At 70.5% G+C, this 25,152-nt stretch carries 32 protein-coding genes; 10 read left to right on the plus strand and 22 right to left on the minus strand.

The annotated features are described in order from the left end of the window. The first annotated feature begins 175 nt into the window (after positions 1 to 175). On the plus strand, positions 176 to 427 hold the full coding sequence (locus A3G1_RS41000) for an SDR family oxidoreductase (protein WP_157641511.1): 252 nt from the start codon (positions 176 to 178) through the stop codon (positions 425 to 427). Here the strand turns inward: A3G1_RS41000 and A3G1_RS39985 are convergent. The 4 genes from A3G1_RS39985 to A3G1_RS37620 all read right to left on the minus strand — a co-directional run bounded on the left by A3G1_RS39985 (position 393) and on the right by A3G1_RS37620 (position 3,674). Beyond that, positions 393 to 1,237, minus strand: a protein-coding gene (locus A3G1_RS39985) for an IS5 family transposase (RefSeq protein WP_425411417.1) whose coding sequence is annotated in 2 segments (ribosomal slippage) — positions 393 to 904 and positions 904 to 1,237 — 846 coding nt in all. Because the reading frame shifts where the segments join, the coding sequence is not laid out codon by codon here. The genes A3G1_RS41000 and A3G1_RS39985 overlap by 35 nt on opposite strands. A gap of 51 nt (positions 1,238 to 1,288) precedes the next feature. Next, the gene (locus A3G1_RS0130520; RefSeq protein WP_018353303.1) at positions 1,289 to 2,671 is read right to left on the minus strand and encodes an FAD-binding oxidoreductase; all 1,383 of its coding nucleotides are present in this window, start codon (positions 2,669 to 2,671) and stop codon (positions 1,289 to 1,291) included. Positions 2,672 to 2,738: 67 nt separating this feature from the next. Beyond that, a complete protein-coding gene (locus A3G1_RS0130525) occupies positions 2,739 to 2,999 on the minus strand; it encodes a hypothetical protein (protein WP_157641513.1) in 261 nt (86 codons plus the stop codon). 243 nt (positions 3,000 to 3,242) lie between these two features. Further along, complete coding sequence (locus A3G1_RS37620) at positions 3,243 to 3,674, minus strand: BP74-related protein (RefSeq protein WP_018353305.1); 432 nt, start codon at positions 3,672 to 3,674, stop codon at positions 3,243 to 3,245. Positions 3,675 to 3,961: 287 nt separating this feature from the next. Here A3G1_RS37620 and A3G1_RS0130535 point away from each other — a divergent pair, with 287 nt between their 5' ends. Further along, a complete protein-coding gene (locus A3G1_RS0130535) occupies positions 3,962 to 4,174 on the plus strand; it encodes a hypothetical protein (protein WP_157641514.1) in 213 nt (70 codons plus the stop codon). 14 nt (positions 4,175 to 4,188) lie between these two features. Here A3G1_RS0130535 and A3G1_RS0130540 read toward each other — a convergent pair whose 3' ends face one another. Then, positions 4,189 to 5,202 (minus strand): helix-turn-helix transcriptional regulator, encoded by a 1,014-nt coding sequence (locus tag A3G1_RS0130540; protein WP_018353307.1) that lies wholly within the window; start codon positions 5,200 to 5,202, stop codon positions 4,189 to 4,191. Positions 5,203 to 5,308: 106 nt separating this feature from the next. Next, a complete protein-coding gene (locus A3G1_RS39235) occupies positions 5,309 to 5,983 on the minus strand; it encodes a phosphatase PAP2 family protein (RefSeq protein WP_018353308.1) in 675 nt (224 codons plus the stop codon). Between the two features lie 108 nt (positions 5,984 to 6,091). Here A3G1_RS39235 and A3G1_RS0130550 point away from each other — a divergent pair, with 108 nt between their 5' ends. The 3 genes from A3G1_RS0130550 to A3G1_RS37630 are packed head-to-tail and all read left to right on the plus strand — an operon-like array spanning position 6,092 to position 8,660. Next, on the plus strand, positions 6,092 to 6,784 hold the full coding sequence (locus A3G1_RS0130550) for a response regulator transcription factor (protein WP_051110716.1): 693 nt from the start codon (positions 6,092 to 6,094) through the stop codon (positions 6,782 to 6,784). Beyond that, positions 6,781 to 8,181: a sensor histidine kinase gene (locus A3G1_RS0130555; protein WP_018353310.1), complete on the plus strand. Its 1,401-nt coding sequence runs from the start codon at positions 6,781 to 6,783 to the stop codon at positions 8,179 to 8,181. Before A3G1_RS0130550 ends, A3G1_RS0130555 begins: the two co-directional genes overlap by 4 nt. Further along, positions 8,178 to 8,660 (plus strand): hypothetical protein, encoded by a 483-nt coding sequence (locus tag A3G1_RS37630; protein WP_040480339.1) that lies wholly within the window; start codon positions 8,178 to 8,180, stop codon positions 8,658 to 8,660. The genes A3G1_RS0130555 and A3G1_RS37630 overlap by 4 nt, the downstream gene beginning before the upstream one ends. Before the next feature lie 51 nt (positions 8,661 to 8,711). On the opposite strand, the gene A3G1_RS0130565 is transcribed toward A3G1_RS37630, so the two are convergent. From A3G1_RS0130565 to A3G1_RS0130595, 7 genes are read right to left on the minus strand one after another with little or no spacing between them, the layout of a single operon-like run. After that, positions 8,712 to 9,113 (minus strand): hypothetical protein, encoded by a 402-nt coding sequence (locus tag A3G1_RS0130565; protein WP_018353312.1) that lies wholly within the window; start codon positions 9,111 to 9,113, stop codon positions 8,712 to 8,714. A gap of 11 nt (positions 9,114 to 9,124) precedes the next feature. Next, positions 9,125 to 9,622: an EndoU domain-containing protein gene (locus A3G1_RS0130570; RefSeq protein ID WP_018353313.1), complete on the minus strand. Its 498-nt coding sequence runs from the start codon at positions 9,620 to 9,622 to the stop codon at positions 9,125 to 9,127. Positions 9,623 to 9,631: 9 nt separating this feature from the next. Beyond that, positions 9,632 to 10,123, minus strand: a complete 492-nt coding sequence (locus tag A3G1_RS0130575) for a WXG100-like domain-containing protein (protein WP_018353314.1) — start codon at positions 10,121 to 10,123, stop codon at positions 9,632 to 9,634. Further along, complete coding sequence (locus tag A3G1_RS0130580) at positions 10,120 to 10,455, minus strand: hypothetical protein (RefSeq protein ID WP_018353315.1); 336 nt, start codon at positions 10,453 to 10,455, stop codon at positions 10,120 to 10,122. The genes A3G1_RS0130575 and A3G1_RS0130580 overlap by 4 nt, the downstream gene beginning before the upstream one ends. Next, positions 10,452 to 10,868: a YbaB/EbfC family nucleoid-associated protein gene (locus A3G1_RS0130585; protein WP_018353316.1), complete on the minus strand. Its 417-nt coding sequence runs from the start codon at positions 10,866 to 10,868 to the stop codon at positions 10,452 to 10,454. Before A3G1_RS0130585 ends, A3G1_RS0130580 begins: the two co-directional genes overlap by 4 nt. A gap of 55 nt (positions 10,869 to 10,923) precedes the next feature. After that, positions 10,924 to 11,112, minus strand: coding sequence for a tautomerase family protein (locus A3G1_RS0130590; RefSeq protein ID WP_026212681.1), 189 nt, complete (start codon positions 11,110 to 11,112; stop codon positions 10,924 to 10,926). A gap of 20 nt (positions 11,113 to 11,132) precedes the next feature. Continuing rightward, complete coding sequence (locus A3G1_RS0130595) at positions 11,133 to 11,696, minus strand: dihydrofolate reductase family protein (RefSeq protein WP_018353318.1); 564 nt, start codon at positions 11,694 to 11,696, stop codon at positions 11,133 to 11,135. Positions 11,697 to 11,792: 96 nt separating this feature from the next. On the opposite strand from A3G1_RS0130595, the gene A3G1_RS0130600 reads away from it, so the two are divergent. Continuing rightward, entirely contained in the window at positions 11,793 to 12,185 is a 393-nt protein-coding gene (locus tag A3G1_RS0130600; protein WP_018353319.1) for a VOC family protein, read from the plus strand. Positions 12,186 to 12,201: 16 nt separating this feature from the next. On the opposite strand, the gene A3G1_RS0130605 is transcribed toward A3G1_RS0130600, so the two are convergent. The 4 genes from A3G1_RS0130605 to A3G1_RS0130620 form a co-directional block, all read right to left on the minus strand. Then, on the minus strand, positions 12,202 to 12,522 hold the full coding sequence (locus A3G1_RS0130605; protein WP_018353320.1) for a hypothetical protein: 321 nt from the start codon (positions 12,520 to 12,522) through the stop codon (positions 12,202 to 12,204). Between the two features lie 124 nt (positions 12,523 to 12,646). Further along, a complete protein-coding gene (locus tag A3G1_RS39240; protein ID WP_018353321.1) occupies positions 12,647 to 13,114 on the minus strand; it encodes an EF-hand domain-containing protein in 468 nt (155 codons plus the stop codon). A 51-nt stretch (positions 13,115 to 13,165) separates the two neighbouring features. Then, positions 13,166 to 15,028, minus strand: coding sequence for a DNA helicase RecQ (gene recQ / locus A3G1_RS0130615; protein ID WP_018353322.1), 1,863 nt, complete (start codon positions 15,026 to 15,028; stop codon positions 13,166 to 13,168). A gap of 36 nt (positions 15,029 to 15,064) precedes the next feature. Then, positions 15,065 to 15,859 (minus strand): metallophosphoesterase family protein, encoded by a 795-nt coding sequence (locus A3G1_RS0130620; RefSeq protein ID WP_018353323.1) that lies wholly within the window; start codon positions 15,857 to 15,859, stop codon positions 15,065 to 15,067. A 164-nt stretch (positions 15,860 to 16,023) separates the two neighbouring features. Here A3G1_RS0130620 and A3G1_RS0130625 point away from each other — a divergent pair, with 164 nt between their 5' ends. Further along, complete coding sequence (locus A3G1_RS0130625) at positions 16,024 to 16,977, plus strand: daunorubicin resistance protein DrrA family ABC transporter ATP-binding protein (RefSeq protein ID WP_018353324.1); 954 nt, start codon at positions 16,024 to 16,026, stop codon at positions 16,975 to 16,977. Beyond that, a complete protein-coding gene (locus tag A3G1_RS0130630) occupies positions 16,974 to 17,789 on the plus strand; it encodes an ABC transporter permease (protein WP_018353325.1) in 816 nt (271 codons plus the stop codon). The genes A3G1_RS0130625 and A3G1_RS0130630 overlap by 4 nt, the downstream gene beginning before the upstream one ends. 263 nt (positions 17,790 to 18,052) lie before the next feature. Here the strand turns inward: A3G1_RS0130630 and A3G1_RS0130635 are convergent, their stop codons facing one another. Further along, on the minus strand, positions 18,053 to 19,258 hold the full coding sequence (locus A3G1_RS0130635; RefSeq protein WP_018353326.1) for an MFS transporter: 1,206 nt from the start codon (positions 19,256 to 19,258) through the stop codon (positions 18,053 to 18,055). Between the two features lie 34 nt (positions 19,259 to 19,292). Next, the gene (locus A3G1_RS0130640; RefSeq protein WP_157641515.1) at positions 19,293 to 19,697 is read right to left on the minus strand and encodes a hypothetical protein; all 405 of its coding nucleotides are present in this window, start codon (positions 19,695 to 19,697) and stop codon (positions 19,293 to 19,295) included. A 285-nt stretch (positions 19,698 to 19,982) separates the two neighbouring features. On the opposite strand from A3G1_RS0130640, the gene A3G1_RS0130645 reads away from it, so the two are divergent. Both A3G1_RS0130645 and A3G1_RS0130650 read left to right on the plus strand, forming a co-directional pair. After that, positions 19,983 to 22,139, plus strand: coding sequence for a PAS domain S-box protein (locus A3G1_RS0130645; RefSeq protein WP_018353328.1), 2,157 nt, complete (start codon positions 19,983 to 19,985; stop codon positions 22,137 to 22,139). A 7-nt stretch (positions 22,140 to 22,146) separates the two neighbouring features. Further along, positions 22,147 to 22,614 carry a hypothetical protein gene (locus A3G1_RS0130650; protein WP_018353329.1) on the plus strand — a complete coding sequence of 156 codons (468 nt, stop codon included), beginning with the start codon at positions 22,147 to 22,149 and terminating at the stop codon, positions 22,612 to 22,614. A 68-nt stretch (positions 22,615 to 22,682) separates the two neighbouring features. On the opposite strand, the gene argG is transcribed toward A3G1_RS0130650, so the two are convergent. The 3 genes from argG to A3G1_RS0130665 form a co-directional block, all read right to left on the minus strand. Next, positions 22,683 to 24,131, minus strand: a complete 1,449-nt coding sequence (gene argG / locus A3G1_RS0130655; RefSeq protein ID WP_018353330.1) for an argininosuccinate synthase — start codon at positions 24,129 to 24,131, stop codon at positions 22,683 to 22,685. Positions 24,132 to 24,222: 91 nt separating this feature from the next. After that, positions 24,223 to 24,765, minus strand: a complete 543-nt coding sequence (locus A3G1_RS0130660) for a TlpA family protein disulfide reductase (protein WP_018353331.1) — start codon at positions 24,763 to 24,765, stop codon at positions 24,223 to 24,225. Between the two features lie 64 nt (positions 24,766 to 24,829). Then, complete coding sequence (locus A3G1_RS0130665) at positions 24,830 to 25,033, minus strand: hypothetical protein (protein ID WP_018353332.1); 204 nt, start codon at positions 25,031 to 25,033, stop codon at positions 24,830 to 24,832. Positions 25,034 to 25,152: the final 119 nt, after the last annotated feature.

The following is a 25,152-nucleotide window of genomic DNA, read 5'->3' on the forward strand; positions in this document are numbered from 1 at the left end:
GGGCGCGATGTTCCCGAGCCGTACGGGCCGTAGCCCACAGTCGACTCCCGATTCCGCGTCTGAGCAGAGAGCCGGAGTGTTCAGGCACTGATGGACGCGTTGATCGCCGAGGCCGCTGCACAATCAGCCGAGGGCATCAGGAATCGGCTGAGCTGGCGACTTCCAGGAGGAAACGATGGACGAACAGATTTTGGTGACCGGTGGCACCGGTACGCTCGGCCGGATAGTGGTCCGCAAACTGCTCGACGCTGATCGGGAAGTACGGGTGATGAGTCGCAGAGCCCGGCCGGCCAGCGCAGATGATCGATGCGGTTGGGTGACGGCGGATCTGCGGACCGGCCAGGGCATGACGGAAGCCATGGCCGGTATTCGACTAGGGCGTTTCTTCTGGATCAGTGGGCTGAGCAGAGGAAGATGCCTGCGATGAGGAGTCCGGCTCGGTAGATGGTGGCGGTCTTGTCGTGGCGGGTGGCGAGGCCGCGCCATTGTTTGAGGCGGTTGATGCAGCGTTCGACGGTGTTGCGGTGCTTGTAGGCGTCGCGGTCGAAGTCCGGTGGTCGGCCGCCTGATCGGCCGCGGCGTTTGCGGTGGGCGATCTGGTCTGACGGCTGTGGGATGACCGCCCGGATTCCTCGGCGTCGTAGATGCCGGCGGATCGCTCGGGACGAGTAGGCCTTGTCGGCCATGACGACGGTGGGTCGCACCCGTGGACGTCCGGTCGGGCGGGGTACCCGGATCGCGGCCATGACAGTCTCGAAGGCCGGGGCGTCATTGGCCTGCCCGGCGGTGAGTACGAAACACAGTGGACGACAGGATCCGTCCGCGGCCAGGTGGATCTTCGTGCTCAGCCCGCCTCGGGACCGTCCGAGGGCATGGTCGGTCGGCTCGCCTGCGAGGACCCCTTTTTACGGGCCCCGGCCGCGTGCTGATGTGCTCGCACGATCGTGGAGTCCACCGACACGACCCAGTCGAGGTCCTCGTCGGCGTCGGCCCGGGCCAGCAGGGCGGTGAACACCCGATCCCACGTGCCATCGATCGCCCACCGGCGCAGCCGCGTGTACGTCGATTTCCACGAACCGAACTCCGCAGGAAGACACATCCACGGCGCCCCGGTCTGGAACTTCCACGCGATCGCATCTATGACAAGGCGGTGATCACGCCACCGCCCGCCCCGCTGCGGAGCCCGGACCGGCAACAACGGCTCGATCCGGGCCCACTGAGCATCCGATAACGCCACACCAAACCAACGAACACAACGATCCAGAAGAAACGCCCTAGCTGCGCCCTGTCACGCCGGTGGGATGTTCTGGTTGAGACGGAAGACGTTCTCCGGATCCCACCGGCGTTTCAGCGCGCGCAGCCGGTCGTACTTCTCTGCCCCGTACGCCGCGCGCACCCGCTCCTGCCCCTCGTCCATCAGGAAGTTCACGTACACGCTGCTGTGGTAGGGCTCCAGCGCCGTCCACAACGCGCGGGACCAGGCGCGTTCCTCGTCGAAGCCGTCCTGCGTCGCCGTCGTCGCGTTGATGTTGAACGTGTGCCCGGCTGTCCGCCCGTTGAACGCGGTGTCCCCGTCGCTGACCCGGCTGACAGCCCCGCCCAGGTGGAAGATGGGGAACGCGGTCAGCGGTGACTTCATCCGCAGCGCGTGCTCTGCCGTGATGTCGATGACCTCGTCACTGAGTTCCGCCACGTCACACGAGCGGAAGTAGTACCACCAGCCCTCGGGGAACGACGCGTCGAACATCGACTGGAGCTGGACGAACGGCTTCGGCCCGCACAGGTCGAGCAGCGGCTTGCCGAACGCCCGCAACGGCTTGACCACTTCCTCGCCGTCCTCGACCGGCCCCGCGTAACAGCTCACGACCATGACGGCGTGCCTGCCGTGCAGCTCGGGCGGGTACACGGCCGTGGGCGGCACGCGGCGGTGAATGACCACAGTGGTCAGCTCGTCGGGTACCTGCGTGATCCAGTCGCGGTAGAAGCGGAGCAGGTCCGGCGAGGCCTCCATCGGCCACACGATCGGCCCGGCCAGCACCTCGGGGCCCACCGGCTGCAACCGGAACTCGAACTCGGTGACGATCCCGAAGTTGCCGCCGGCCCCGCGTACGCCCCAGAACAGGTCCGGGTTCTCCTCGGCGCTGGCCGTGACGAGCTCACCGGCCGCCGTCACCAGGTCGACGGAGATCAGCTGGTCGATCGTCAGGCCGTGCTTGCGCATCAGCCAGCCGATGCCCCCGCCGAGCGTCAGCCCGGCCAGGCCGGTGTGCGTGACGATGCCTGCTGGTACGGCGAGCCCGAAGGCCTGCGTCTCCCGGTCGAGGTCACCGAGCCGGGCGCCGGCCTGCACGCGTACCGTCCGGCGGGCCGGATCGACCCGGACGCCGCGCATCAGTGACAGGTCGATCACGATGCCGTTGTCGCAGACCGACAGGCCGGGGAAGCTGTGGCCGCCGCTGCGGACGGCGACGGGAAGCACGAAGTCCTCGGCGAACGTGAGCGCGTCGAGCACGTCGGCCACCCCGGCGCAGCGGGCGATGAGAGCCGGGTGCCGGTCGATCGAGCCGTTCCAGACGCGCCGCTGTTCCGCGTAGGCGGGATGGTCCGGCCCGATCAGCTCGCCTCGGAAGGCCGAGCTGAGCGCTGCCAGGTGGTGCGGCTGGGCAGCCATGCCTCCAGTATCGGCCGCCCAGCCCCACCCACGTGCTCTTCTTACGGGTTACTGACCTGGACCCCGGCTACTTGCGCCGGTTCTGCCCCGGAGCCGGCCGCAGTGTCGCCCGGCCGTTGGGTACCTGCCACGGGTGTGTCCAGGACCGCGAACCGGACATCCCGGTACGCCAGTGCCGGCGGCGACCCCGCCAGCCGGCGTCGGTGAAGCGCCGGCGCCGGTCGGGGGCGTTCCCGGGGGTGCGGAGCTCCGGGATCATGGCGGTGACCGCGCGGATCTCCTCGGAGTACCCGGACTCCGGCGACCACCGGAACCGAAGTGAATGCATGGACATGGACGAGCCTTCTCTGGAAGTGGGATGGACGCGGAGACGCCGGTCGGTGTCACACGGGACCGGCGTCACTGCTGGGAAGGTTCGTCACAAGACCATGCGCAGACGCTACGACCCGGTCTACTGGCCCCACAACGGAATTAGGCCGGTACCGGAAAAGACCCGTGCCACCCGCCGGGCCGGTGAAAGGGGGTGAACACCGGTGGCGGGCGGCACGGGCCGCAGAGGAGAAGGCGGAGGCTAGATCGCGACCTGCTCCAGCGCGGTCACGCGGCCCGTCCACGGGCAGAACCGGTCGCTGGTCAGGATGCCGTACTCCACGTCGGACGGCGAGCCGTCGCACACCTCCATCGACATGTCGACGAACTGCACGTCGTTCGGGTCCAGGAACCAGGTGTACGGGGAGTTGTAGTAGTCCGGGGTCCCGCCGGTCCGGACGATCTTGCCGTTGATGTGCTGCGAGGTCGTGCCGGCCAGCGAGGCCTTCGCCGCCGCGATGTCGTCCTTCTGGGTCAGGCGGACCTTGAACTGCCACGCGCCGCTGCCGCCGGAGATGGTGGCGACGTAGTTCGTGGCGCTGACGTCAGCGCTGGCGGTACCGGGGCCGATCAGGCCGGCCGCTCCGACGCTGGCGGCCAGGGCGGCCACGGCGGCGAGTTTCTTCACGATCACGATGTCTCCCGAATGCAGACGATGGTGTGTGCTTCTTGCGGTACGCGGTGTCCGAGGCCCCGGAACGCCTCCAGCTTGTCCAGGCACCGTGGCGGCTGCCAACTCCGCGAAGGGTGCAGCAAACTGCGGCGCAGGTACTTCCGCCCATGGCCCGGCCGGTACAACAGGGGAGTTCCTGCGGTGCAGGATGCTGCACCCTTTCCTGGTTGGACGGCCTGACGGGCCGCCGGGCAGGCTGGGGCAGCTACGCGGGCGGGTGGCCCGCGGCTGGTGGGGGGATCGCGACGATGAAACAGCTGGCAGTGGCGCTACTGGGCCTGCTCATCGCCATCGGGGGCCTGGCCGGGACCGCAGGCGGCCACGAGGAGGACGGGGGCCGGCCCAGGCCGGGGGCCGGGGTGAGTGCCGGTGACCCGGCCCCGAGCCCGAGCCCGACGCGGACCTGCCCGACGCCGCAGCCCGGCCAGCTGGGCTGCCTGGACACCCACTGGGGCCCGTGAACCGGGCACTCTGATCAGCCCGGCGGCCTGCTCAGGTAGCCGAACTGGAAGCGGCTCGTCGCGCCGAGCCGCTCCATCAGCTCCGCGATGTGCTTGCGGCAGGTCCGGATGGACATGCCCAGCCGCCGGGCGATCTGCTCGTCCTTCATCCCGTCGGCCAGCATCCGCGTGATGGCCTCCTTGGTGTCGTCCGGCATCCGGTTGCCCCGGTGGGCCGGCAGGTACGGGTCGGCCATCGACCAGGCAGTGTCGAACGTGTGGCACAGGTACGCCACGAGGGACGGCTCGCGGATCACGATCGCCCCGGCCGTGGGGGAGCCGGGACGGGGCAGGAACGCGATCTGCCGGTCGAAGGCGATCATCTTGCCGAACACCTCGGGCAGCGTCCTGACCTGGGCGCCAGCCGCCGTGACCCGGTGGACGTAGCGCTGGAGGGCTGTGTTGGCCCGCGCGGCGTGCTGGTAGAGGGTGCGCTGGGCGACGCCCCGCGCGAGTACTTCGAGGTTCTCCTCCAGCACCCGCTCCGGCGGGTCGGTGAGCCGGCCGGCCCGGGGCTGGGAGGTGAGGACCTCGGTCTGGCACCGCGCGTTCCAGTACCCGATCAGGTCGGTCACCGTCTCCAGCGACTCGGTGGTGACCAGGGCGCCGAGGTCGTGCAGGTGCCCGGGGCGCGAGCGGCGGCGGTGCTCGTCGGCGTAGGCGGGGCCGAGGGCCGTGAGCTGGGCGCGCAGCCGCTCGGCGTGGGCCAGCCGCTGCCGCAGCTCTGTCTCGACGGGAGTGAGCAGGGTGGCCGCCGCCGCCTCCGGGCTCACCGCGACCAGGGCCACCCGGTCGCCGGGGCAGGGCCGGAGCAGTTCGAGCCGGGTGAGTTCCGCGGCCCACAACTCCACCTGACCAGCCGTCGTACCGAGGTCGGCTGCCGCGCGCTCAGGGTCGAGGACGCCGTTGCGGATCACCCAGCGATACAGCGGGACCAGCCGGTCGTCGAGCTCGCCGGGCTGGTCCGGATCGGGATGATCCCCGGTCATTGTCCCCCCTTGGTCGGTGTGCCCGGCCATCATCCCGCACAGTTCCCTGACAAGATCGGGAGACGGGTCGGTGGCTGTGGCCTGGGACACACCACAGTGGAGGGTGTTACCTGGCTGGCCGCCGGAAGAAGGGCACGGCGAGAACCAGCAGGTAGCAGGCCGCGGAGAGCAGCACAGCCCCGATCCCGTCGCTGTACCGGTGCCAGCCGGCCAGGACCGTCGCCTGGATGGCGAGCGTGACGACCACCACGCCGGGGACGAGTACCCAGAGCCGGAGGAAGGACGGCAGCGCGAGCATGAGCGCGAAGAGGAGCGCGGCTGTCACGGTCACGTGCCCGCTGGGGAAGCTGTTGTGCTCGGTGTTCCAGCCGGGGATGTCGAAGGCCGGGCGGGGCAGGACGGTCTTGAGCAGCCGGGCGGTGGCGACGGTCACGAGGACCAGCCCGATTCCGGCGATCCCGGCCAGCCAGCGGCGGGACACGATCCCGGCCACGACCACCACGACGGCCACGAAGGCCAGGTTGAACGGATCGTAGAGGCTCAGCAGCTGGTGGGCCCACGGGTGGCTCTCCAGGCTGCCGAACGCGTCGACGTCCGCCCTGTCCAGCGTCTGCCCGGCCGGGGTCAGCACGGCGAACACGTACGTGGCGGCCAGGCCGGCGAGGCAGAGGGCCGCGCCGGCCAGGTACCACACGGCCGGCAGCTGCCTGCGCCTGCTGGCCGCGCGCGGCGGGCTGACCTGGTACTGAGTGCGCAGCGCTGTCCCTGTCACCGGAGTCATGATCCAACGGTGACGCTCCGATGCCCGCGTACCGTCCCCGCAATGTCATGAACGTGTAACAACAGCGAGTGACGGGCGGCTCCGACCCCGCGTGCGATAGTTGAGCGCATGTCTCGTGTGCTGCTCGTCGAGGACGACCCGGCCGTCTCCGAGGGCCTCCACCTCGCGCTGCGCCGCCAGGGACACCAGGTCAGGACGGCGGCCACGGGCGAGGAGGGCCTGGAGCAGTTCCGGGCCGAGCCGCCGGACATCGTGATCCTCGACCTGATGCTGCCCGGCATCGACGGCTTCGAGGTCTGCCGCCGGATCAGGACGGCTGGCAACGTGCCGATCGTGATGCTCACCGCCCGTGACGACGACATGGACGTGGTCGCGGGCCTGGAGGCCGGTGCCGACGACTACGTGACGAAGCCGGTCCAGCCCCGCGTGCTGGAAGCCCGGATCCGTGCCGTGCTGCGGCGGATCGGCGGCGACCGGTCCGATCGGGAGCACCACGGCGATCTCGTACTCGACCGGGCGGCGCTCACCGTCACCAAGCACGGCGAGCCGGTGAGCCTCGCGCCGACCGAGCTGCGCCTGCTGCTGGAGCTGACCCGCTCGCCCGGCCGGGTGCTCAGCCGCCAGCAGCTGCTCGAAGCCGTGTGGGAGCACGGGTACCTCGGCGACTCCCGGCTCGTGGACGCGTGCGTGCAGCGGCTCCGGGTGAAGATCGAGGACGACCAGTCGCATCCGGTGTACGTGCAGACGGTGCGCGGGTTCGGCTACAGGTTCGGGCCGGTGGCGGGCGCGGAGCGGGCATGAGGCCGGGGCTGCTGCCGCGCCTGCTGCTCGGGTTCGTCCTGGTCGGCGTGGTCAGCACGATGGCGACGGCCGGGGCCAGCTACATCCAGGCCCGTAACGTCGTCCTGCGCAACGCCCAGGATCCGGCGGTCACGTCGCTCGTCCAGCGCGTGCGGTCCATCGCGGACAGCGTGACACTGCCGCCGGACCAGGCAGGCCTCGACGAGCTGGACCGCGTGCTCACCGGCAGCGGGGATCCGGTGCTGGTCGAGTACGACGGGCAGTTCTCCTCGCACTCTGGGCTGCGGCCCGAGGACCTGCCAGCCGAGCTGAAGGCCGCCGTGCGGGACGGCACGAGCGTGGTGTGGCAGCGTCAGGTCCGCTTCAAGCAGCCGTACCTGGTGATCGGCATGCCGGTGCTCATCGGCGACCGGGGCCAGGAACACCAGTCGGGCCTGCGGGTCTACTCCGTCCGCAGCCTCGCGGCCGAGCAGGTCTCGATCAACCGGCTCGCGACCACGGCCTGGCTGACCGCGATCCCCGGCCTCGTGCTGGCCGTCCTGCTCGCGTTCCTGATCGCCCGGCGGGTACTGCGGCCGGTCCGCGAGCTGGGGGCCGCCGCGCGGCGCTGGGGAGCCGGCGACCTCGGTACCAGGCTGGACGTCCGGGGCGCCGACGAGCTGGCCGACCTGACCCGGACGTTCAACGCGACCGCCGACGCGCTGGAGCACCACGTCGGCGAGCTGCGCCGGATGGAGGCGGACTCGCGCCGGTTCGTGGCGGACGTGTCGCACGAGCTGCGTACCCCGCTCGCCGCCATGACGGCGGTGACCGACGTCCTCGACGAGGAAGCCGAGCACCTCACCGGCGACGCGGCCTCCGCAGCCCGGCTGGTCAGCCAGGAGACGCGGCGGCTCAACCAGCTCGTGACCGACCTGATCGAGGTCTCGCGCTTCGACTCCGGCACGGCCGGGCTGAGCACCGCCGACGTCGACGCCGCAGCCGCCGTCCGGGGCGCGCTGCGCGACCGGGGCTGGACGGAGGCTGTCGAGACCGACCTGCCGGACGGCATCCGGTGCACAGTGGACCCACGCCGCCTCGGCGTGATCGTCGCGAACCTGGTGAGCAACGCCCTGGCCCACGGCGGGCCACCCGTCCGGCTCCAGCTCCGCGCGGCCGGCGGCTGGCTCTCCCTCTCGGTCGCCGATCAGGGGCCAGGCCTCGCTCCCGAGGTACTGCCTCATGTTTTTGACCGGTTCTACAAGGCTGACGTGGCACGGACCCGGTCGGAAGGCAGCGGTCTGGGCCTGGCGATCGCGCAGGAGAACGCTAAGCTGCACGGCGGGCGGATCGAGGCGGCCAACGCGCCGGACGGGGGAGCGGTGTTCACGCTGTGGCTGCCGAGGGATACCGGATGAGGCGCGTGGCGGCCCTGCTGGCCCTGACATCCCTGCTCTCCGGATGCGGCGTGCGGCCCAGCGACGTGATCCCGGCCGGTGAGGCGCCCCGGAAGGCAGGCCACTCGGTGACCATCTACCTGCTCCGGCAGGGCGCGCTGGTCCCGGTGCAGCGCACCGCTTCGCAGGACAACACCTGGGTCGCCGCCGTGGAAGCCCTGCTGGCAGGCCTGACCGAGCCGGAACGCGCCCGTGGCCTCGTCACCGCCGTACCAGCCGGCGTCACCGGAGCCGTCGGCGTCCACGGGCTCGGGAACGGCCAGTGGGAGGTCAGGCTCCCCGGCGCGGCCGTCGCCGACTGGCCGGCTCTCGCCCTCGACCAGCTCGCCTGCACGACCCTCGCGGCCACCTACCGGGGACAGTCCATCCCGGACACCGCGAAAGTCGCCCTCGTCGGCGGTGACCAGCGCCGCCCCGACCGCACGTGCGAGGTCCTCTAGCAGCGGCCCCGCCGATCCCTGCCGGTCGGCAAGGATCGGCAGGTCAGGCCCCTAGAAGAGCCGTCCACGGTACGGGTGTGACCGCGACCAGGTCTGCTCCCAGTCGGCGAGGTCTGTGGCGGTGTGCGGCTGGGCCGACACGAACCGCCAGTAGTCCTCGGCTGCCCGCCGGACCTCGTCGAGCGTGTACACCCCCGACTGGCCGGACAGGATCGTGTTGGTGGCCTTCACCCCGTCCGCCGTGACCTCGGCGAGGAACGCCTCACCCTCCCAGAGCCCGGACTCCTCCCGGCCGCTGGTCACGTCGTCGACGAGCGCGAGGAGGTCGAGGCACTGGTACGGCGAGTTGCGCAGCTCCATCGAGAACCACACGCCGAGCGCGATGAACCGCTCGTCGTCCGTCTGGTACCTCGGGAAGCCGCCCGGGTCGGTGTGGAAACTGATCTGGCTCATCTGGCACCTCCTTACAGGTACGGGAAGCCGTGCTTGAGCGCACCGGTCGCCGTATCGTAGTAGCCCATGATCGGGACGCCGTTGACCGAGCTGGTCCAGCTGCCGTCGGCGTTCTTGACGACGTTGTTACTGGTGAAGGCGTTGGTCACCGCGTCGTCGCACTGCTGCGGCGTCCAGTGGTCGGGGAAGAACGTACTGCGCCCCTGACCGACCTTCGGCTGCCACACGCCGGGCGGGTCCTTGTAGAACTCGACCTTGGCCTCGTACACCCCGGTGTTCGGGTCGCGCCGCATGACCTGGGTGATCCGCCGGTCCGGGAAGTCCTCGCCGCCCGGTCGGTAGTGGTAGCCCTTGCGGTTCTCGCCCTCCATCATGTGCCGGAGGCGTTCCGGGTTCATCCGGTCCGGCCGGTTGCGCTTGGCGACCCGGCCGTCCTGCTCCTTCAGATACCGCAGGGCCGCGCGGAGAAGCTTGCCGGTGCTCTTGCGTTTGCCGTGCTGCTGCGCCACGAGACCCCCTCAGTCCATCAGTTTCCAGAGGGCTTCCTGCACCAGGTTGCCCACGACGGTCCGGCTGAGCTGCTGGAAGATCGGGATCTCCAGCAGGGAGGCCCCGAAGGTGACCGCCGCGGTGGCGATCGCCTGGGCGATCTGGATGGCCAGGATGACGAGCTGCACGATCACCATGATCTTGAGCGCGAGCACGATCATGCCGCAGATGATCAGCCCGGTACCGGTGAGGATCGCGGCCTTCGCCCCGTCGGACAGGTTGCCGGCCGGGCTGTCCTCGCCCTCCCACCACTTCTGGAACGCCGTGATGTCGCCGCCCTGGTGCTTGCCCCAGACCTCGCCGGCCCCGGAGTGCGCCTCAGTGACGATGCCGCCGATCGTGCCGCCGAACGCGATCCACGACTGGCCCATCTCGAACAGCTTCATCTCGTCGGCCTCTGGCCAGGAGTAACCGAGGATCTCCAGCAGCGAGCGCAGCTCACCCGGCAGCGTGAGGCTCATCGGGCGTTGCCCTTCGCCAGCTCGTCCGCGAGCTTGCTGAACAGCTTGCCGATCTCCGTCTCGTTGTTCTGGTGCTTGGCGGCCATCGCCGACAGGTCAGCTCCGGCCTGGGAGATCTCCTCCAATGCCGCGCCGTAGCACTCGAAGGCGAACGAAGACACCTCGTCGTGCGCCGCCCCGATCAGCGAGCCGATGTCATCGGAACCCCACGGCTGGCCGAATGCCTGGAGCTGGGCCTGGAAGGCGCCGAGCGCCTCGCCGAACCTGGTCGCGACCTGCTGGAGCTGCTGCCCGGAGCCGCCCAGGCCCTCGGGGGCGACCGCGAGGTTCACTTGCCGCCCCGCGAGGCGATCTGCTCCTGGGCGGCGATGAGCGCGTCGCCGAACGTCGCGAACTGCCGCGCAGCTCCGTCCTGGATGGACTTCAGCTCCTCGCCGAGGTTGCCGAAGTCCGCGGGCCCGGCCGGGGCCGGGGTCTGCGCTGCCAGGTCGGCCAGTGCCGCGTTCACCGCCGCGAGCGTCTGCTCGGCCAGTGTGACCGAGTCCATGCGCAGTACTCGCGGGTTGAAGGTCAGATCGGTGATCCGGCCGCCGGCCGCCGTGGCGTGGATCATGCCGTCTGCCGCCTCGCCGCGCCCCTCGGCCGGCTCGCCACCGGCCTGGCTCGCCGCCTGGAACTGGGCCAGCAGCCCCGTGACATCGGCCAGCATCCTGCCGATCCCCGAGGCGTCCGCTGTGCTCCCCATGATGCCTCCCCGCACCGCTTCAGCGTGTTTGACCCCGGAACTCTAGATCACGAGGTCAAGCGTGCATCTTCCCGCCGATCGCCCAGTTCTCCCTCGGTACCTCACGGATCACCACCCACACCCCGTCGGGCGACTGGCCGGGCGACCCGCAGGTCTCCATGAAGGCCTCGGTGAGCCTGGCCGCGAGGGCCTGCTTCTGTTCGGGCGTGCGGCCCGGGTACATCTCCACAGTGATCATTGGCATGGGCGGAACGGTACAGGGCCTCAGGAGGTGGCCTGACGGACCAGCTCGTAGGTGAGCACCGCGAACTGCGAGGCCTGCCGGACGCCGGTCAGCCGCAGGTCCTCCGACAGCAGCCGGCGGGGGAGCAGCGGGGCGCCCTCGGTGAGGAACACGGGCGCGACGCTCAGCAGCAGCTCGTCGAGCAGGCCGTGGTCGGCGAACGTCCCGGCCAGCTCGCCACCGCCGACGATCCAGATGTTGCGGCCTGCGGCGGCTTCGGTCATCTCCGCGTGTACCGGCCGCACGTCCCCCCGCACGAACCTGATGTCGGCACCGGGGATGACCGGCAGTTCGCGATGGGTGAAGACCCAGCACGGCACGGAACCGTACGGGCCCGTCCACTTCTCCGGATCCTCGTGCGGGCGATCGTGGCGGAGAATCCACTCGTACGTGCTCGCGCCCATCGCGAACGCGCCGACGTCCGCGAAGTATGGCGCGAACTCGTCAGCCCCGCCCTCCACCGTGAACAGCCAGTCGAGCGAGTCACCGGGGCCGGCGATGTAACCGTCGAGTGTGGTCGCCGTGTAGTACTGCGTCTTGGTCATCACCTAGTGATACCCGATACCCGAGTCCTGTCACATTCCCCGGCTGGCGTCCGTCATGGCTGTGAAGAGTTTCCCACCGGAGGAATCGAGGACGCGATGCTCACCAACATCATGTACGTGACGATCTACGTGACCGACCAGGACCGCGCGCTGCGGTTCTACACCGAGGGCCTCGGCCTGGAGAAGCGGATCGACTTCCCGGGGCCCGGCGGGCGGTTCCTCACCGTTGGCGTCCCCGGGCACCCGGCGCAGATCCTCCTGTGGCCGCACGCCGGGGCGGCGGGCCAGCCGGGCGGGGCTGACCGGCAGGGCGCGCCCGGCCCGCTGATCCTCGAATCCGGCGACCTGCGCAAGGACGTCGAGATCTTCCGCCAGCGCGGCGTCACCTTCGAGGATCCCGAGCCGGTGGACTACCCGTTCGGGGTACGCATCGAGGCTGTGGACCCGGACGGCAACCGGATCTCCCTGCGGCAGCCGAACAAAGCCTGAGAAGTCCTGACCCAGCTCACCGGATGACCCGGCAGACCAGGCTGCCGGACGGCCCGCGCAGGGCGGCAGACACCACGTCGGTGGTCAGGTACTTGCAGGCCAGGTAGGCGTCCCCGGTGCCCACGTACTGGAGCGACGTGCCGGCCCCGTACGTGTAGCAGCGGAGGCTGCCCTCGTGGAATCCGATGAACGCGGACGTCGCGACCTTCGCCCGGCAGTAGTCCCCGATGGACAGCGGGCCGAAGGTGAGGTCGACGGTCGCGGCGTGCGCCGGGCCGGCCGGGGACAGGGCGAGCAGCCCGCTGGTCAGGGCAACCGTGGCGATCTTCCGGAACATGGTGATCTCCGTCCGAAGTGGATGGTGGGGCCGCCCCGATTATTCTGTAAACAAACCATCCATATCAATGTCCCGGTACGGCTGAGTGTGGCGGGTGGCCCGGCAGGCGGGCCACCCCTCGTGCTCAGCGGGCGCCGTACAGCGCTTTGAACTCCGCGAAATCGAGCTTGCCGTCACCGTTCGCATCGGACTTCGCGTAGGCGGCGTCGATCTCCTCGGCGGTGGGCGCGTCGCCCAGGGTCTGCATCAGCGTCGTCATCTCGTCCTTGGTGACGAAGCCATCGCCGTCGGCGTCGTGCACGCGGAACGCCTCGGCCAGCTCCTCCTCCGGGGACGTGGCACCGGGCTGCGGGACCACCTTGCGGCCGAGCAGCGACAGGAACTCCTTCAGGCCCATCCGCCCGTCGCCGTCGAGGTCACTGTCGGAGATCAGGCCGCCGACCTGGAACGCCGAGGGCTTCTCGCCCAGGCTCCGCAGGACAGCCCCCAGCTCGTCCGACGTGATGTAGCCGCTGTTGTTCCGGTCGTGCTGCCGGAAGAGTTCCGTGTAGTCCTCGGTCTGCCGCTGCGTCAGACCCGTGGGCTCGCTCATCTACCGTGCTCCGTTTCGTGAAACTTCCTCCGGTGAAGATTACGGCGGCCCTCACGCGCCGATCGCGCGGAGCACGTCGAGGATCTGCTCGCCGTACTTCGCGAGCTTGTTCTCGCCCACGCCGGAGATCGAGCCGAGCGCCGCCAGGTCGGCGGGCTTGTCGGCCGCGATCTGCCGCAGCACCGAGTCGTGGAAGATGATGTACGCCGGGATGCCCTGCTCCTTGGCGATCACGGCCCGCCAGGCCCGCAGCCCCTCGAACACCGGCACGTCCTCCGGGGCGAGGTCGACCGGAGCCTTGGCCTTCGGGCTCTTGGCTGCCTTGCCTGCCCTGGCTGCCTTCTCCGGCTCGCGGCGCATCGGCACCGGGCGGCTGCCGCGCAGCACCTCGTCGCTCGACTCGGTCAGGACCAGCGCGCCGTACTCGCCCTCGACGGCCAGCAGGCCCTGCGCGAGCAGCTGCCGCACCACGCCCCGCCACTCCACGTCGCGCAGCTCGCCGCCGATGCCGAACACCTTCAGCTCCTCGTGGCGGAACTGGGTGACCTTCGGCGTGACCTTGCCGAGCAGGATGTCGATGGCCTGGCCGGCGCCGAACTTCTGCCCGCGCTCGTTGGCCAGCCGCCACACGGTCGACAGCAGCTTCTGCGCGGCGACGGTGCCGTCCCAGGACTCCGGCGGGCTCAGGCAGGTGTCGCAGTTGCCGCACTGGCCGGCCTGCTCCTGCCCGAAATACGCCAGGAGGCGGGCGCGGCGGCACTCCACGGTCTCGCAGAGCGCGAGCATCGCGTCGAGGTGCGTGCCGAGCTTGCGCCGGTGGGCGAGGTCACCCTCGGAGGAGTCGATCAGCTTGCGCTGCTGGACGACGTCCTGGAGCCCGTAGGCCAGCCACGCCGTCGACGGCTGCCCGTCACGGCCGGCCCGGCCGGTCTCCTGGTAGTAGCCCTCGACGGACTTCGGCAGGTCGAGGTGGGCGACGAACCGCACGTCGGGCTTGTCGATGCCCATGCCGAACGCGATCGTGGCCACCATGACCAGCCCGTCCTCCCGGAGGAACCGGGCCTGGTTGCGCGCACGCGTCCCCGCGTCGAGCCCGGCGTGGTACGGCAGGGCCGGGATGCCCTGCTCCGTGAGGAACTCGGCTGTCTTCTCCACCGAGGCACGCGACAGGCAGTACACCACCCCGGCGTCGCCGGCGTGCTCGGTGCGCAGCAGGTCGAGCAGCTGCTTCTTCGGCTCGGCCTTGGCGACGATCCGGTACTGGATGTTGGGCCGGTCGAAGCTGGAGACGAAGTGCCGGGCTTCCGTCAGCTGGAGCCTGGTGGCGATCTCGGCCTGCGTGGCCTGGGTGGCCGTGGCCGTGAGCGCGATCCTCGGCACGGACGGCCAGCGCTCGTGCAGCATCGACAGCGCCAGGTAGTCGGGCCGGAAGTCGTGGCCCCACTGGGCGACGCAGTGCGCCTCGTCGATCGCGAACAGCGAGATCCTGGCCCGCTCGAGCAGCCGGAGGGTGTACTCGCTGCGGAGGCTCTCCGGCGCCAGGTACAGCAGATCGATCTTCTCCTCGAGAAACGCGGTCTCGACCCGGCGCCTGGTGTCGAGATCCTGCGTCGAGTTGAGGAAGGCCGCGCTGACGCCGAGGGCGGTGAGCGCGTCGACCTGGTCCTGCATGAGGGCGATCAGCGGCGAGATGACGACGGCCACACCCGGGCGCAGCAGGGCCGGGATCTGGTAGCACAGCGACTTGCCGCCACCGGTCGGCATCAGGACGAGCGCGTCGCCGCCGCTGGTGACCTGCTCGATGATCTCCTGCTGGCTGCCGCGGAAGGACTCGTAACCGAACACCTTGCGCAGCACGCCGAGGGCCTGCTCAAGGTCGAAGGAGGTCTCGGTGTGCGCCGGAGTGGAAGGCATCCGCGAATTCTACGAGGGGGCCCCGACAGTTCCGGCTTACCGGGGCCGGCGGTGATAAGACGGGCCACCCGGCTCGTGCATCTCGCCGCGGTAGACGCCGTCGCGGATCTCGGAGGCGTACTCGGCCAGCTTGGGTGCCCCCATCGCCTCGGCGGCGGCCAGCTCGGCCTCCACGTCGTAGGGCACCCGGACGAACTGGATGCCGAACGGCGCCTCGGCTGGCGAGCCGTAGACGCCTTCGAGGATCACGTACACCGGGGTCGGGTCGTCCATGCTGTTGCCGACGCTGCCGGTGTTGAACAGCGTCCGGCGCTGGCGGTCGACCTCGTAGTATGCGTCGTGCGTGTCGCCGTAGCCGACGACGGTGGGCAGCGGCCCGTCCCCGGTGGCCGGCGTGTTCACGAACATGTTCAGGAACTCGGCCTCGTCGTGGTCGAAGCGCACTCGCTTGTGGACGGTCGCCGAGCTGGCGTGGAAGATCCGGATCTGCCGGCCGCTCATCACGAAGTCGTGGCTGAACGGCAGGCTCCGCAGCCACTTGCCCTGTTCCTCGGTGATCTGGGCCAGCCACCATTCCAGTGCCTCGCCGTGGAAGCCCCGGTCGGGGTCCGGCAGGAAGTCGTCCCAGTTCCCGAGGATGTTGATCTCGCAGCGTTCCTGGCACAGCTCGATCACCTCCCGGCCGCGCGGGCCCTTGCCCACGTAGTCGCCGAGGTTGAAGATCCGGGTGATCCCGCGCGCGCCGATGTCGGCGAGGACGGCCTCCAGGGCGGTCAGGTTGCCGTGCACGTCGGAGATGAGGGCGATCCGGTCGAGAGGCTGCGCGGTCATCGGACGATCTTAGGCAGAGGCCGCCTCCCGGAGTTGCCCCGCCAGTTTTCAGGTGTACTGGGGCGTATGCCCGCTTCGCCGCCGCCCGGCAGCTCGCATTCACGCACCACGATCCGCACGGGACGCGCAGGATGGGAAGGTACCGGCTGCGACCGGAGGACATCATGGCTCACGCGATCGTGACCGAAGGGCTCGTGAAGCGGTTCGGCGAGACCACCGCGCTGGCGGGTGTCGACCTGGAAGTCGAGGCCGGCACCGTGCTCGGGCTGCTCGGCCCGAACGGGGCAGGCAAGACGACAGTGGTGCGGATCCTGGCGACCCTGCTCCAGCCCGACGAGGGGCGGGCGTCCGTCGACGGGCACGACATCGTCCGCGACGCCCACCAGGTCCGGCAGCTCATCGGGCTGACCGGCCAGTTCGCCTCGGTGGACGAGAACCTGACCGGCACGGAGAACCTGGTGCTGATCGCCAGGCTGCTCGGCATGCCCAGGGCGGCGGCCAAGGAACGGGCCGCCGGGCTGCTCGCCGACTTCGGCCTGGCCGACGCCGCCGCCCGGGCGGCCAAGACGTACTCGGGCGGGATGCGCCGCCGCCTCGACCTCGCCGCGAGCCTGGTCGGCCGGCCCAGCATCCTGTACCTCGACGAGCCGACCACGGGGCTCGACCCGCGCGGCCGGACCGAGCTGTGGGACCTGATCAGGACCCTCGTGTCCGGCGGGACGACGGTACTGCTGACGACGCAGTACCTCGACGAGGCCGACCAGCTCGCCGACGAGATCGTGGTGATCGACCACGGCAAGGTGATCGCCACGGGCACACCGGACGAGCTGAAGGCCAAGACCGGGGCGCAGACCCTCGTCGTCCGCCCGGCCGACGCCGCTGACCTGCCGATCGTCACGTCCGTGGTCGGCACGCTGGCCGGCGCGACGCCGGAGACGAAGGGCCAGCTGGTCAGCGTGCCCGTCACCGACCCGGCCGTCATGCCGGCCGTGGTGCGCAGGCTCGACGAGTCCGGCGTGGTGGTCACGGAGCTGGAGCTGCGCCGGTCGAGCCTCAACGAGGTGTTCCTGTCCCTGACGGGTCACCCGGCGGAGGAGGAAGGGAACGGGTCGTCATGACCACAGCGGAACAGCCACTCGCCACACCCGCCCCGCTCGCCACCCGGCCCAGCCTCGCGACCGGGCTGCGGCAGACCCTCACCCTCGCCTGGCGGACGCTGGTGCAGATCCGGCACAACCCGTGGGAGTTCGGCGACTTCAGCTTCCAGCCGATCATGTTCGTGCTGCTGTTCACGTACGTGTTCGGCGGCGCGATCTCCGGCTCGACCGGCGAGTACCTGACCTTCGCCCTGCCCGGGATCATCGTGATGAACATGCTGTTCGTGACGATGTACGTGGGGCTCGGGCTGAACATGGACCTGACCAAGGGCGTCTTCGACCGGCTGAGGTCGCTGCCCGTGGCACGCTGGGCCCCGCTGGCCGGGCGGATCACCGCCGACCTGGTCAAGCAGGCCTGGTCGATCGCGCTGCTGCTCGCGGTGGGGATGCTGCTCGGGTTCCGGGTGAGGACGTCGCTGCTGGCGGCCCTCGGTGCCGTGCTGCTGATCCTGGTGTTCGCGCTCGCCTTCTCCTGGATCTCCGTCCTGGTCGGGGTGCTGGCCAAGAACCCGGAACAGGTGCAGCTGTTCGGCTTCACCGCGCTGTTCCCGGTGACCTTCGTCAGCAACGTGTTCGTCTACACCGAGACCATGCCGGGCTGGCTCCAGGCGATCGTGCGCGTCAACCCGGTGTCGATCCTGTCCGACGCGGCCCGGGGCCTGCTGGTCGGCGGGCCGGTGGCGACCCCGGTGCTCCAGACCCTGCTGTGGGCGGCCGGCCTTCTCGTCGTGTTCGTGCCACTGTCGATGGCCGCGCTCCGCCGCCGGATCTGACCGGCTCGTACGCCAGCGCGGGCGGTGTTTATGGGGTGCCGGGCGCTAGCGGTACCGGCGTCGACACGCACGGGCCCGACATCGAACGCGGCAGGGCCGCCGCCGCTGGCCGGGGCCTGGCCGGGCGGGTGGCTTTCGCCGAGGGCCCGGCCGCCGAGCACACCGGGTCAGCCGAACTGGTGCTGTGCGTGGGCGCGTTCCTACCTGACCCTCGGGGTTCCGGTGGCCTGACCGGACCCTGTGTGCTTCACGCCGGCCCGGGTCTAGCCCAACGCCAGTTCGGGCCGGCGTTGCCTGACCGGCGTGAAGCCCGCGCCCAGTACGCACACGAGCACGACGGCGCCGGCGAACAGCGCGGCCGTGCGGACGCCGTGCCCGGCCGCGATCGCGGTGAGCACGACAGCCCCGGCCGGGCTCAGCGCGTAGTGGAGCGTCCAGAACGCCGAGGTCACCCGGCCGAGCAGGTGAGCGGGGGTGATCTGCTGCCGGAGCGACATCGACACCGTGCCGGCGACCGCGATCCCGAACGAGCTCACGGCAGCCGCGACGGCCAGCCCGGGTACCGAGGGCAGCAGGCCGAACGCCGCGATGGCCAGCCCGGCCAGCCCGGTACCGGCGAGCCAGCACGGGCCGAAGCCGAACCTGCGGCGGAGCCAGCCGACGCTCATGGCCCCGAGTACCGCGCCAGCCCCGCCACCGGCCATCACCGTGCCGACGGCCGTCTCGCCGTGCCCGAGTTCGGCCTTGACCCGGTAGATGAGCACGTCGGTCGCGCCGAGCAGCACGAACAGCGTGCCGGTCAGTGCGACGGTGAGGCTGCGCAGTACCGGCTGATCCCACAGGAACCGCGCACCGGCCAGGAACCGCCGCACCGGCCCGCCATCCTCCGCCTCCCTGGCCTCGGGCCTGAAGCGCAGCAGCATCAGCAGCCCAGCGGACCCCAGGAACGTGGCGGCGTCGACGGCCAGCGCGTTGGCGGGGCCGATCCACGCAGCGAGCCCGGCGGCCAGCACCGGCCCGAGCACCGTGAACACCGCCGCCGTGGTGTTCAGCCGCCCGTTGGCCTCGGTGACCTGGTCCCGCCCGACGAGTGCCGGGACGACGGTCACGTAACTCACCCGGAACAGCATGCCGAACCCGGCCGCGACCGGAGTGACGACATACAGCAGCCACAGTGCCGGCCCGAAGGCCCAGGCGATCGGGATGAGTCCGTAGAGGACGGCCTGCGCCACGTCGGAGGCGACCATCAGGAACCGCCGGTCGAACCGGTCGGCCGCGGCCCCGGCGACCAGTCCGGTGAGGACGGACCCGGCCATCGACAGGCCGGTCAGCAGGCCCATCTGCGCCACGGAGCCGGTGGCCTCCAGGATCAGCAGCGGCACGGCGATGACGGTGATCGAGCTGCCGGCCACGGACAGGGTCTGGCTGAGCCAGAACACGAGGAAGGGCCTGTTCCGCCACAGGGTCATGATCGGATTCTCACACCCCGGGGCGGTGCGGGTGTTACCGAGCCTGGGGCAGCCCGAACGGCACCAGCGCCATCGGCGGCAGGAACAACAGCCACTGCGGCAGCGTGAACAGCTCGGCCGGCCCGAACGCCGCCCAGTTCACCGCGAGGAACGCGATCGCGATCGCCGCGCAGAACATCCACGCCTGGACCAGCATCGGGCGGGCAGCGACCGGCTCGGCCCGCACGGCAGCCCAGCCGATGGCGAGGGGGACGCTCCACAGCACGATGGTGCAGATGTGCCAGAGGACGCGGTAGAGATTCGCGAGCTCCGGTTCGAGATTGCTGGCGAGCAGCGGGTCGACGACAGCCCAGGTGGCCGAGGTGTGCACAAGGGACACCAGGACCAGCCATCCGGTCGCCACCCACAATGGCCACTTCCGCCACTGCACCGTTGTCATTACTGCCTCCCGCGTTCCGCCGCTACCCGTTCATGCTCGGGCCGGAACGCTGCGGGGCCATCCCCGGCGCGGGTGAGCGCCATCCCCCGGGAGAGGGAGCCGCCTGCTGCTGGCAGCGGATGGGATTCGGCCGTTAGGGCGAGTCTGAACTGCCGTTCGGGCCCTCTTGCCCGTAACGCCAAGTGATCATGGAATTACGGCGGTGCGCCGCGTTATGGTCGGCTGTCCGCGAGTCACGCAACACGGCCGGGCCGCACGGCAACCCGGCCGGATGATGAGGCCAATGTGAACTCCGCAGCCCCGCACGGCACCGAGCCGCTGGGCGCCTGGACGTGGGAACTGGCCAGCAGCCACGTACGGTGGAGCCGCCAGCTCGGCGCGATCTACGGCCTGCCGCCTGGGCTGCTCAGCGGGGAGCCGGCCTTCTTCCTCGGCCGCGTGCACCCTGCCGACCAGGCCGTTGTCGAGAAGACGATCGCCCTGGTCCGCCACGATGGCGAGCCACTACGCTTCGACCACCGGGTGGTCCGGCCGGACGGCGCGATCCGCTGGGTGCGCCAGCACTGCGGTGTCGTCGGCGACGCCGAGGGAAGTCCTGCGCAGCTCGTCGGCACGTGCGTGGACGTGACGGCCACCAAGCCGATCGAGGACGTGCTCAAGGACAGCGAGGAGCGCTTCCAGATGCTGCTCGCCTCGGTACCCGACGCCGTGGTCGGCATCGACGCCGACGGCGTGATCGTGCTGGCCAACGAGCGGACCACCGAGCTGTTCGGATACTCCGAGGTGGAGCTGGTCGGGCAGCCGGTGGAACTGCTGGTCCCCGAGCGGTTCCGCGCCTCGCACACCCGGTCGTGCGACGGGTACCTGGCGGCACCCCAGCTGCGGCCGATGGGCGCTGGCCTGGAGCTGTCGGCACGGCGGCGCGACGGCACTGAGTTCCCGGTCGAGATCGCGCTGAGCCCGCTGCGGCCCGGTCCGGAAGGCAAGGCCGCCCGGCTCGTCCTCGCCGCCGTCCGCGACGTGACCGAGCAGCGGCAGGCCCGCAAGGCTGCCGCCGAGCTGCGGGAGGCCCAGCTTCGCCGGCGCCAGGCGCTGGAGATCAACGACAATCTGCTCCAGCACCTGGTCGCCGCGGCGTACGCGCTCGAACGCGGCGACGTCTCCGAGAGCGAGCGTGCGCTGAGCCGGACGATCAGCGCGGCCCGCGAGATCATGCGGAACCTGCTCGGCGGCGGCGAGATCGCGCCTGGCGACCTGGTCCGTGACACTCCGGCCCCGGCGCTGCGGCCCCAGCAGCCCCCGGTGCCGGGCGGCAGCGTCGCGGCCAGCACCGTGCGGGTACTGGTGGCCGACGACAGCGCGGACATCCGGCTGGCTCTGCGCGCGGTGATCGGCTCGATCCCCGGCGTGGCCGTGGTCGCCGAGGCCGCCGACGGGGCCGAGGCGGTGTTCCAGACGGCGAACCTGCGCCCGGATCTCGTGCTCCTCGACCTGGCCATGCCGGTGATGGACGGGCTCCAGGCGCTCGCCGAGATCCAGCGCCTCTGCTCCGGTACGCGTGTCGTGGTCCTCACCGGTTATGGCAGGGAAAAGGCGGCGCAGCAGGCCATGCGGGGCGGGGCCGTGGCCTTCCTGGAGAAGGGCGGTTCGACGCGCCGGCTGCCCACGCTGATCCAGGACCTGTTCCCCGGCCTGCCCGGCGGGACGGCCGTGGCCGTCAGCCCGCCCGCCGCGAACGGCGTGCTCCATGACTGGGCCGGCCCGCAGCGCGACCTGGTGACCCACTACGCCCACGAGCTGCGCAATCCGGTGATGGCGGTGGAGGGGATCGCCTTCGCGCTGTCGGCGAACCTCGACCAGCTGCCGTCCCCGGCGACCAGGGAACTGCTCAGCGCGATGGTCCGCAACCTGCGCCACATCAACCGGCTGCTGGACACGCTCGTCGCGGCGGGACGTCTGGAGACCGACGAGCTGGAGCTCATCATGGAGCGGCTGGACCTCAGCGACCTCGTCCGCGACGTCGTGGCGGAGATGGCTGAGCTGACGAGCGGCCACCCGGTCACCGTGAACGCCCCCGGGCAGCTATTGGCCGGAGTGGACAGCCTGCGGATCCGGCAGGTACTCACGAACCTGCTGTCCAACGCCGCCAAGTTCAGCCCGGCCGGCGCGCCGATCGGGATCAGCCTCGCGCGCAACCACGAGGCCGGCACGGCGGAGATCACCGTGACGGACTGGGGCGAGGGCATCCCCGAGCACAACCGCAGCCGCCTGTTCGGCAAGTTCGAGCAGCTGGGCAGGCGGACGACCGGCCTCGGCCTCGGCCTGTACCTGAGCCGGGCCATCGCCCGCGCCCACGGCGGCACGCTGGAGCTGGCGGCGAGCGGGCCGGGCGGCAGTGTCTTCACCCTGTCCCTGCCCGCGCTGACCCTGCTAGAGGAGTGAGGGATCTGTGTTCGCGATCGTCTGCATCAGCCCTGCCGACCTGGTTCACCCGCGGGGGATCGCCGCTCAGGCCCGGACCCTGGCCGGATTCCTGCGCCGGCACGAGGCGGTGCTGGTGTGCGGGGAACCGGGGCCGGGGGAGGGCGCTGGCCGGATCCTGCCCGCGACGCGGATGCTGCTGGACCGGCTCCGGGAGGAGCTGCCGGGCCGGAGCCTGGTGGGCCTGCTCGTCGGCACGCCGCCCGATCCGGGCACCCTCGGTCATCTCAGGGACCTCACCGCCGACGGGGCGACGCCGGTCGCGCTCGCCGAGCCCCACGCGCTGGAGGCCTGTGCCTACGTGCTGCTGCACGAGCTGGGAGCCGACACCGTGTTCACCGCGACGCCCAGCGCCGGCCTTCAGCTGGCCTGGACGGCCCAGGTGCCTGCCCAGCCGGGCAGGTCTCACCTCCAGCTCGTCATGCCCGCACGCTGAGAGACCCCGCGCACGCCACCACCGCACTGTCCACTGCCGGCAGTGCGGTGATGGCGTGCGGAAACCCGTCAGTCGGTACCGGACTCGATGGCCGCCGCGTTCAGCAGCTCGCTGTTGCCCGCCTTGCCGCGTGAGGCGATGACCTTGGCTCCGCCCTCCGCCATGGCCCCGATCAGCCCGGTCGAGGCCGGCTCGGCCGCGCCGATCAGCGCCGGGTGCGGCTGGCCGCCGACCATGCCGAGCCTGGCGTATTGTTCCAGCTTCGCCCGGGAGTCGGCGATGTCGAGGTTGCGCATGGTGAGCTGGCCGATCCGGTCGAGCGGGCCGAAGGCAGAGTCCTCCGTCCGCTCCATCGACAGCTTGTCGGGGTGGTAGCTGAACGCCGGGCCGGTGGTGTTGAGGATCGAGTAGTCCTCGCCGCGCCGCAGCCGGAGCGTCACTTCGCCCGTGATGGCCGAGCCGACCCAGCGCTGGAGGGACTCGCGGAGCATGAGCGCCTGCGGGTCGAGCCACCGGCCCTCGTACAGCAGGCGGCCGAGCCGGCGGCCCTCGTTGTGGTACGCGGCGATGGTGTCCTCGTTGTGGATCGCGTTGACCAGCCGCTCGTAGGCCGCGTGCAGGAGGGCCATGCCGGGCGCCTCGTAGATGCCACGGCTCTTGGCCTCGATCACCCGGTTCTCGATCTGGTCACACATGCCCAGCCCGTGCCGGCCGCCGATCGCGTTGGCCTCCAGTACCAGGTCGACGGCTGAGGCGAACTGCTTGCCGTTGATGGCGACCGGCCGGCCCTGCTCGAAGGTGACGGTCACGTCCTCGGGGTGGATCTCCACGGCCGGGTCCCAGAACCGCACGCCCATGATCGGCTCGACCAGCTCGATCCCGGCGTCGAGGTGCTCCAGGGACTTCGCCTCGTGGGTGGCGCCCCAGATGTTGGCGTCGGTGGAGTAGGCCTTCTCTGTGCTGTGCCGGTACGGCAGGTCGCGGGTGGCCAGCCACTCCGACATCTCGGTGCGCCCGCCCAGCTCGGTGACGAAGTCGGCGTCCAGCCACGGCTTGTAGATCCGCAGCGAGGGGTTGGCGAGCAGCCCGTACCGGTAGAACCGCTCGATGTCGTTGCCCTTGTACGTCGACCCGTCGCCCCAGATCTGCACGCCGTCCTCCAGCATCGCCCGGACGAGCAGGGTGCCGGTGACGGCGCGGCCGAGTGGCGTCGTGTTGAAGTACGCCCGGCCGCCGGAGCGGACGTGGAACGCGCCGCAGGCCAGCGCCGCCAGCCCCTCCTCGACGAGCGCTGCCCGGCAGTCGACCAGCCGGGCGATCTCGGCGCCGTAGGCGTGGGACCGGCCGGGGATGGAGCTGATGTCCGGCTCGTCGTACTGCCCGATGTCCGCCGTGTAGGTGCACGGCACCGCGCCTCTCTCGCGCATCCACGCGACAGCGACAGAGGTGTCGAGGCCGCCGGAGAAGGCGATCCCGACACGTTCACCAGCGGGCAGGGAAGTGAGCACCTTAGACATGCCCTGAAGTATGCGTCATGATGCATGATCATGCAAGCTGGCGAGGACTTCTCGATGACTATGTCATTATATTTCGCTTTTACTGGCCGAGTCAGGCCGAGGTCAGAGCCGGAAGATCTTCCATCTGGTACCCGGAGGCCACCACCCGGCCGTCCTCCACCACGCACAGCGCCGGGAAGCCGTGGACGCCGAAGGCCAGCGCGATCCCCTCGCGGTCGGACTCCTGCACCACCACGTGGCTGGCGATGGCCGACAGCTGGCCAGCCAGCTCCGTGACCTCGTCGGCCCGGCCGACCGCGACGGCCAGCACCGGCCCGGCGAACGACTTCGCGTACGCCGCGAACTCCGGCACCCGTTCCTTGCACGGCTGGCAGGTGGGGGAGAAGAACCCGGCCAGGACCGGGCCGGTGAGGCTTCCGGTGGAGATCGGGGTCCCGTCGGCTGTCACGGCCTCGAACTCGCCGACCTGCTCCCCGGCCGCCAGCATGACCTCGCCTGGCTCCGTCCCCCCGCCGGAGAGCCGGGTCAGGGTCTCGGTGTGCTCGCGCAGCCGGCGGATCACCCCGAAGGCGAGGAACAGGTTGAGCACGCTGACCAGTCCGACGACGGCGACTGCTGCTGCCAGGTACATCATGGATTTTCGCTCCTTGGTGGCTGAGGGGGTGGCGGCCACCCCGCTGGATGGCCGCCGCGGATCACTAGCAGGTGGCGTTGCTACGCAGGCAGGGCCCGTACTCCGTCCTGCAGCTGGCCAGGAGCTTCCAGGTCTGGAAATATGCGAAGTAGTTCCGGCAGTAGCAGAACTTGACGCCCTGGTCGTACTGGCAGGCGCCAGCCGCTGTCTTCTTCGGGACGAACGCCGTGAGTACCCGGTCGCTCAGTGCGCCCAGCAGCTTGGTCATCCGATCCTCCTCAACTGTTTCCGCCCGGAGCCCCGTAAGCACCGGGATCGATGGAAGCCCACCATGGGCCGCTCGCCGCGCGTTAGCGTCTTGTTAGCGGCCCGTGCTGTCCGGAGTGG

The sequence above is a fragment of the Longispora albida DSM 44784 genome, assembly GCF_000379825.1.
Lineage (GTDB): Bacteria > Actinomycetota > Actinomycetes > Mycobacteriales > Micromonosporaceae > Longispora > Longispora albida.

Coding starts and splice junctions, on each gene's coding strand:
- A3G1_RS41000 (WP_157641511.1), top strand. CDS start 176: ATGGACGAACAGATTTTGGTGACCGGTGGCACCGGTACGCTCGGCCGG.
- A3G1_RS0130520 (WP_018353303.1), bottom strand. CDS start 2,671: ATGGCTGCCCAGCCGCACCACCTGGCAGCGCTCAGCTCGGCCTTCCGA.
- A3G1_RS0130525 (WP_157641513.1), bottom strand. CDS start 2,999: ATGCATTCACTTCGGTTCCGGTGGTCGCCGGAGTCCGGGTACTCCGAG.
- A3G1_RS0130535 (WP_157641514.1), top strand. CDS start 3,962: ATGAAACAGCTGGCAGTGGCGCTACTGGGCCTGCTCATCGCCATCGGG.
- A3G1_RS0130540 (WP_018353307.1), bottom strand. CDS start 5,202: ATGACCGGGGATCATCCCGATCCGGACCAGCCCGGCGAGCTCGACGAC.
- A3G1_RS39235 (WP_018353308.1), bottom strand. CDS start 5,983: ATGACTCCGGTGACAGGGACAGCGCTGCGCACTCAGTACCAGGTCAGC.
- A3G1_RS0130550 (WP_051110716.1), top strand. CDS start 6,092: ATGTCTCGTGTGCTGCTCGTCGAGGACGACCCGGCCGTCTCCGAGGGC.
- A3G1_RS0130555 (WP_018353310.1), top strand. CDS start 6,781: ATGAGGCCGGGGCTGCTGCCGCGCCTGCTGCTCGGGTTCGTCCTGGTC.
- A3G1_RS37630 (WP_040480339.1), top strand. CDS start 8,178: ATGAGGCGCGTGGCGGCCCTGCTGGCCCTGACATCCCTGCTCTCCGGA.
- A3G1_RS0130565 (WP_018353312.1), bottom strand. CDS start 9,113: ATGAGCCAGATCAGTTTCCACACCGACCCGGGCGGCTTCCCGAGGTAC.
- A3G1_RS0130575 (WP_018353314.1), bottom strand. CDS start 10,123: ATGAGCCTCACGCTGCCGGGTGAGCTGCGCTCGCTGCTGGAGATCCTC.
- A3G1_RS0130585 (WP_018353316.1), bottom strand. CDS start 10,868: ATGGGGAGCACAGCGGACGCCTCGGGGATCGGCAGGATGCTGGCCGAT.
- A3G1_RS0130590 (WP_026212681.1), bottom strand. CDS start 11,112: ATGCCAATGATCACTGTGGAGATGTACCCGGGCCGCACGCCCGAACAG.
- A3G1_RS0130595 (WP_018353318.1), bottom strand. CDS start 11,696: ATGACCAAGACGCAGTACTACACGGCGACCACACTCGACGGTTACATC.
- A3G1_RS0130600 (WP_018353319.1), top strand. CDS start 11,793: ATGCTCACCAACATCATGTACGTGACGATCTACGTGACCGACCAGGAC.
- A3G1_RS0130605 (WP_018353320.1), bottom strand. CDS start 12,522: ATGTTCCGGAAGATCGCCACGGTTGCCCTGACCAGCGGGCTGCTCGCC.
- A3G1_RS39240 (WP_018353321.1), bottom strand. CDS start 13,114: ATGAGCGAGCCCACGGGTCTGACGCAGCGGCAGACCGAGGACTACACG.
- recQ (WP_018353322.1), bottom strand. CDS start 15,028: ATGCCTTCCACTCCGGCGCACACCGAGACCTCCTTCGACCTTGAGCAG.
- A3G1_RS0130620 (WP_018353323.1), bottom strand. CDS start 15,859: ATGACCGCGCAGCCTCTCGACCGGATCGCCCTCATCTCCGACGTGCAC.
- A3G1_RS0130625 (WP_018353324.1), top strand. CDS start 16,024: ATGGCTCACGCGATCGTGACCGAAGGGCTCGTGAAGCGGTTCGGCGAG.
- A3G1_RS0130630 (WP_018353325.1), top strand. CDS start 16,974: ATGACCACAGCGGAACAGCCACTCGCCACACCCGCCCCGCTCGCCACC.
- A3G1_RS0130635 (WP_018353326.1), bottom strand. CDS start 19,258: ATGACCCTGTGGCGGAACAGGCCCTTCCTCGTGTTCTGGCTCAGCCAG.
- A3G1_RS0130640 (WP_157641515.1), bottom strand. CDS start 19,697: ATGACAACGGTGCAGTGGCGGAAGTGGCCATTGTGGGTGGCGACCGGA.
- argG (WP_018353330.1), bottom strand. CDS start 24,131: ATGTCTAAGGTGCTCACTTCCCTGCCCGCTGGTGAACGTGTCGGGATC.
- A3G1_RS0130660 (WP_018353331.1), bottom strand. CDS start 24,765: ATGATGTACCTGGCAGCAGCAGTCGCCGTCGTCGGACTGGTCAGCGTG.
- A3G1_RS0130665 (WP_018353332.1), bottom strand. CDS start 25,033: ATGACCAAGCTGCTGGGCGCACTGAGCGACCGGGTACTCACGGCGTTC.